5 protein-coding genes and 1 pseudogene are annotated in these 5,600 nt (G+C 61.6%); 3 read left to right on the forward strand and 3 right to left on the reverse strand.

Annotated elements, in window-relative coordinates; translation table 11 throughout:
* Together ACFP9U_RS23445 and lepA are read left to right on the forward strand one after the other, a co-directional pair.
* Positions 1 to 207, forward strand: a pseudogene (locus tag ACFP9U_RS23445) (aspartate aminotransferase); the annotation flags it as partial.
* A gap of 230 nt (positions 208 to 437) precedes the next feature.
* Positions 438 to 2,246: a translation elongation factor 4 gene (lepA, locus tag ACFP9U_RS23450; RefSeq protein WP_378625161.1), complete on the forward strand. Its 1,809-nt coding sequence runs from the start codon at positions 438 to 440 to the stop codon at positions 2,244 to 2,246.
* Between the two features lie 160 nt (positions 2,247 to 2,406).
* Here the strand turns inward: lepA and ACFP9U_RS23455 are convergent, their stop codons facing one another.
* From ACFP9U_RS23455 to ACFP9U_RS23465, 3 genes are all read right to left on the reverse strand, one after another.
* Positions 2,407 to 2,712, reverse strand: coding sequence for a GIY-YIG nuclease family protein (locus ACFP9U_RS23455; RefSeq protein WP_378625154.1), 306 nt, complete (start codon positions 2,710 to 2,712; stop codon positions 2,407 to 2,409).
* Between the two features lie 460 nt (positions 2,713 to 3,172).
* Positions 3,173 to 3,754 (reverse strand): TIGR02391 family protein, encoded by a 582-nt coding sequence (locus ACFP9U_RS23460; RefSeq protein ID WP_378625156.1) that lies wholly within the window; start codon positions 3,752 to 3,754, stop codon positions 3,173 to 3,175.
* Positions 3,735 to 4,436, reverse strand: a complete 702-nt coding sequence (locus tag ACFP9U_RS23465) for a hypothetical protein (protein ID WP_378625158.1) — start codon at positions 4,434 to 4,436, stop codon at positions 3,735 to 3,737. Before ACFP9U_RS23465 ends, ACFP9U_RS23460 begins: the two co-directional genes overlap by 20 nt.
* 768 nt (positions 4,437 to 5,204) lie before the next feature.
* On the opposite strand from ACFP9U_RS23465, the gene ACFP9U_RS23470 reads away from it, so the two are divergent.
* A partial coding sequence (locus ACFP9U_RS23470; RefSeq protein WP_378625159.1) for a hypothetical protein occupies positions 5,205 to 5,600 on the forward strand: 396 nt, incomplete at its 3' end.

The following is a 5,600-nucleotide window of genomic DNA, read 5'->3' on the forward strand; positions in this document are numbered from 1 at the left end:
GAGGGCGCCTTCTATCTCTTCTTTTCGATCGACGGCGTGGAAGACACCCCGCGCGCGGCGATCCGCATCGTCGAGGAGACCGGCGTCGGCCTCGCCCCGGGTGCCGCCTTTGGCCCCGGCGGCGAGCGCTTCTTCCGCCTCTGCTTCAACCGCCGCACCGACCAGCTCGCAGACGCGGCGGAAAGGCTCGCCGCCTGGCTGAAATAAGCTCCACAGCGTTCAGGCCATGCCACCTCCGCCGCGTCATCCCGGCTTCGCGGAGCGAAGGCCGGGATCCATTCCGGAACGTGGAAGAGTCACGGAATGGATCCCGGACAGCCTCCGCCCCCTGGGCTCCGGCTTCCGGGATGACGGCATCGAGAAACCGCGTCGACCAAACCCGCGCCTTCCGCCCATCCTCGCTTGCCGCCGCCTGACGGCACTGCTACATGCCGGCCATGACCGAAACACCCACATCCCGCATCCGCAATTTCTCCATCGTCGCCCATATCGACCACGGCAAGTCGACGCTCGCCGACCGGCTCATCCAGATGACCGGCTCGCTCGAACAGCGCGAGATGAAGGAGCAGGTGCTCGACGCCATGGACATCGAGCGCGAGCGCGGCATCACCATCAAGGCCAACACGGTGCGCCTCGAATATGACGCGCGCGACGGCCAGCACTACGTCCTGAACCTCATCGACACCCCCGGCCATGTCGACTTCGCCTACGAGGTCTCGCGCTCGCTTCGCGCCTGCGAGGGCTCGCTGCTGGTCGTCGACGCAAGCCAGGGCGTGGAGGCGCAGACGCTGGCCAATGTCTACGCCGCGCTCGACGCCGACCACGAGATCGTGCCGGTCCTCAACAAGGTCGACCTGCCCGCCGCCGAGCCCGAGCGCATCAAGGAACAGATCGAGGACGTCATCGGCCTCGACGCCTCCGACGCGCTGCAGATCTCCGCCAAGACCGGCCTCGGCGTCGACGAGGTGCTGGAAGCCATCGTCACCCGCCTGCCCCCGCCGCGCGAGGGCGACGCCGCCGCCCCGCTCAAGGCGCTGCTGGTCGATTCCTGGTACGACGCCTATCTCGGCGTCATCGTGCTGGTGCGCATCATCGACGGCCGGATGAAGAAGGGCCAGACCATCCGCATGATGGGCACGGACGCCAGATACCCGGTCGACCGCGTCGGCGTCATCACGCCCAAGATGGTCATGGTCGAGTCGCTGGGCCCCGGCGAGATCGGCTTCATCACCGCCTCCATCAAGGAGGTGGCCGACACCCGCGTCGGCGACACCATCACCGAGGACAAGCGCCCGACCCAAAAGCCGCTGCCCGGCTTCAAGCCCGCCCAGCCGGTGGTCTTTTGCGGCCTCTTCCCGGTCGATGCCGCCGATTTCGACGCCCTGCGCGCCGCCATGGGCAAGCTCCGCCTCAACGACGCCTCCTTCTCCTTCGAGATGGAAACGTCCGCCGCCCTCGGCTTCGGCTTCCGCTGCGGCTTCCTCGGCCTCCTGCACCTGGAAATCGTCCAGGAGCGGCTTTCCCGCGAGTTCGACCTCGACCTGATCGCCACCGCTCCTAGCGTCGTCTACCGCATGAACCTGATCGACGGCGAGACGATCGAGCTCCACAACCCCGCCGACATGCCCGACCCGGTGAGGATCGCCACCATCGAGGAGCCCTGGATCCGCGCCACCATCCTCACCCCCGACGAGCATCTGGGCGCGATCCTCAAGCTCTGCCAGGAGCGCCGCGGCGTCCAGGTGGACCTGTCCTACGCCGGCACGCGCGCCATGCTCACCTACGACCTGCCCTTGAACGAGGTGGTCTTCGACTTCTACGACCGCCTGAAATCCATCTCCCGCGGCTATGCGAGCTTCGACTACCAGCTCACCGACTACCACGAGGGCGACCTCGTCAAGATGCAGATCCTGGTCAACGCCGAGCCGGTAGACGCCCTCTCCATGCTCGTCCACCGCTCCCAGGCCGAACGCCGCGGCCGCGCCATGTGCGAAAAGCTGAAGGAGCTGATCCCCCAGCACATGTTCCAGATCCCCGTCCAGGCCGCCATCGGCGGCCGCGTCATCGCCCGCGAGACCATCCGCGCGCTGAGGAAAGACGTGACGGCCAAATGCTACGGCGGCGACGTGACCCGCAAGCGCAAGCTTCTGGAGAAGCAGAAGGAGGGCAAGAAGCGGATGCGCCAGTTCGGGAAGGTGGAGATCCCGCAGGAGGCGTTCATCCAGGCGTTGAAGATGGGGGATTGAGGCGCCAAGCGCCCTCGTGGTTCGACAGGCTCACCATGAGGGCTACTGGTTGCGGCGGCGCCAGCCTTCGATGTTGGAAAATGAGGTGTCGCGAGAAGCGCGGCGTTTCAGTAGCCCTCATCCTGAGCCTGTCGAAGGGCGAGGGCGCTCGGCATCAACCTCATCCTGAGCTTGTCGAAGGATCCCGCCTGTTCCTCGCCAAGCCCGGCAGCGCCTCATAATCAAGCGCGATCAACGCCTCCTTCTTCGCCCGCGACCACCCCTTGATCTGCCGCTCCCGCGCAATGGCTTCGATGATGCGGTCGTACGTCTCCGTAAACACCAGCTCCACCGGCCGCCGCTTCCTGGTGTAGCCGTCATAGATCCCCTGATTATGCTCCCACACCCGCGCCTCGATCTCCTGCTTGGTCAGGCCCGTGTAATAGGAGCCGTCCGCGCAACGCAGGATATAGACGGTGACTTCCATGATGAGCCCCCTCCCCCAACTCCCTCATGGTGAGCCCTGAGCTCGTCGAAGGGTCGAACCATGAGATTGCGGGCAAGTGGAAAGGAAGGCGCCAAGCGCCCTCGCCCTTCGACAAGCTCAGGATGAGGGCTACTGAAACGCCGCCGCTCATGTCAGCGCCAGAATGCAATGCCGATTGCCGCCTTGGCTTCGCAGCATGGAAGCACACGAGCCCAAGCTGCAGTAGCGCTCACGACGCGCGTAGAGGGCTCCAGTAGCCTTCATGGTGAGCCTGTCGAACCACGAGGGCGCTTGGCACCAACCCTCAACCTGAGGCTGTGTCGAAGGACCAGCCTGTTTCTCGTTAACCATCAGCGTCTCGCAAAGTAGCGACCAACACCTCCTCCTTTCCCGTGCCTTCTCTGCTGGTCCCGTGCGACCGGATTGATTATCCAGAGTAACCTCTTAAGGTCTCCACTAGTCAGGTAGAAGAAACATACTGCTTGACAGTGTTTTTCTCTCGACTTGCATTCATCTCGGCAGCTTTTGCCTTCCTGAGCAAGTGCTGTGCAAAAACCAGCAGCTCCAATGCAACTTCCGGTTCTTCAACCCAATTGAACTCATGCGTAACAGGATTTCGGATACCCAACATGGCCCCCGAATAAAGGCGGTGATATCCCTTTTGCTCATCTTGCTGGGATGTGGTACTGCGATCAGTCCAATAGAGGACTGGCGAGCTAGGGCTAAACACGTTGTCCATCAGCGTGGCGCCAGAATGTTTAGCTGATCCGACTTTCTTTCTGATGTAGTTGTCCAGAGCCTTATACGCCTCTTGGACAGCTAAGGAATAGTGACCTGATGCAAATAGATCACGTGAAACTTCTTCAATCTCTGGCTCTGTGACCGCGACACTAAATACGTTATTTGCGGCTGCCTCATCACTCGTCGGGGAGGGAAGCGCGAGCATACGAGGCGCGGGCAATGCAAGAACACCGCGTGCCAAGCCTAACTCAAGAACATGTTCTTGCAGCTTCTTCAGTGATTCAATGACCCTGTGCGTCATAGAGATAGCGTTTCATTGCAGAAAAAATCGATTCAATCTGCTCAGATCCAGCGTCAGCACTAATGTGAATCTGAACATTAACGTTCAATGGAATGCTATCACCCGCCACGCTTTTTTTTCCACCATTTGCTGAGCTAACCGTTCGTTCAGGGCTCTTCCGTGGCGCGCCTTGATTGCCTGTGACGGCAGATGATTTCGTGGCTGTGGTCGAACGCTTTGCAGCCTCTTCCTTGAGCCCGCGACCTCCATTTGTGCGGTTCGGAGCTTCATTCGGGACAGGGCTACTTATGAGCAGATATGTAGCTGCCTTATTGCCAGCTGCACCTTGTCCCAATCCCTCGTGCAGGAACCAGCTGACAACCTTCTGTCGGTCCGCTTCCCCAGGAGGAGCAACATGCCTGAGACCCTCAGGATAAATGAGACCCAACAGTTCCTCGACAGCTTCCAAATACTTTTCATCGAGCCGCCACTTAAGGGCGAGCGGTGTTGCCTTGCACTCCTCATTTAGAATGCCTGCCGCCCTGAGTTCAGTAATATATTGGCGGGCTGCTGCTTGTTGTACCTGCAGTTGGATACCCAACAGTCGCTCATCCACTGTTGCATTCGGCGTCTTCTGAAGGATGGCGCGAACGCCCCACCAAACAGTACTCGGTATTTGCGGATATCTGGGTTTCTCGACCATATTGATTCGTCTCCATCTATGTAGTGAATGATTCCACATCAGAGCGATACGTCAAGGTGAACACAAGTATCTCATTTAGAACCTTTTTCCCTTCCAGAGAGAATTCAATGTGGAGACTTTCACGCCGACTCATCTACTGGCACGTCCGGCAGGGGGTGAGCAACGCTCATTCTTCAAGATCGGCTTCTGGAGCGATGCGAGGGACAGTAGAAGGCGGGCGTGGATAAAATCACCCTTCTTCTTCGCCAACCCATTGATCCCCCTCTACTTCTAGATTTCTCACCCCAATTTTATCCCCACCTCCTCCCCCTCCCCTATCCTACCCAACGCCCATCCCGCGGGGACGCAGGTCGCGACGGCGATCTCGTGAGGATGGGTCGGCGCCTCCGGTGAGCTGCAAACGTGGCGGCTTGCCCGGGGAGGCTCCGCCCGAGGGTTCCCCTGCCGCCACTACGAGCGGCGCGTGCCGGACGGTGCACTTTAAAGGGGAGCCGAGGAAGGACGGGCAAGCGGTGTCCTGAGCTTGTCGAAGGGCCGCCCGTCGTGGAAGTGCAAGGGCCGAAAGGCTTGGCGCTTCCGGATTCGGCTCCCTGGAAGCGGAACGGGCGGAGACGAAAATCGCCGGACGGGCGGCCCGAGGGTCGCGACAACATACTGACGAGCGATCCTTCGGCCGCCCGTCTCCCCGGACTTTCAAAATCCCGGCCTGGCGGCGCGGGAAGGTTGGTGCGCGCCCGTGCGGGCGGCGCGGAGAAGAGGAGCGCGGCAATGGCAGGCAGGAAGAAGCGCGGATACGTTCCCCGGAACCTGAAGAAGGACCCCTGGCCGGTCTTCGACTACGCCTGCCCGCCACGCGGGCCGGACGAGCCGGAAGCCTCCTATGCGCGGCGCCGGGAGGACGCCGAAACCTACAATGAATCCTGCGGGGTCTATCTCGGCCTGTTCCAGGACATGCTCACCTATTACGGCCACCACCGCACTTGCCGGGTGCGGCTTTGCCGGCGCAAGCGCCGCTGCACGGGCCGCCGCGACCCGCACGACCGGGCGCTGATGCTCGGCATCTTCGTGCCGCCCTGTATCCCGCTCGATGACGAAGTGATCGCGCCGCTCAAGGCCGAGGTCGACAGCGCGCTGAAGGCCTATGCCGCGGCAAGCGCGGAGGCG

Source organism: Nitratireductor sp. GCM10026969, from assembly GCF_042660605.1.
In the GTDB taxonomy this organism is placed as follows: domain Bacteria; phylum Pseudomonadota; class Alphaproteobacteria; order Rhizobiales; family Rhizobiaceae; genus Chelativorans.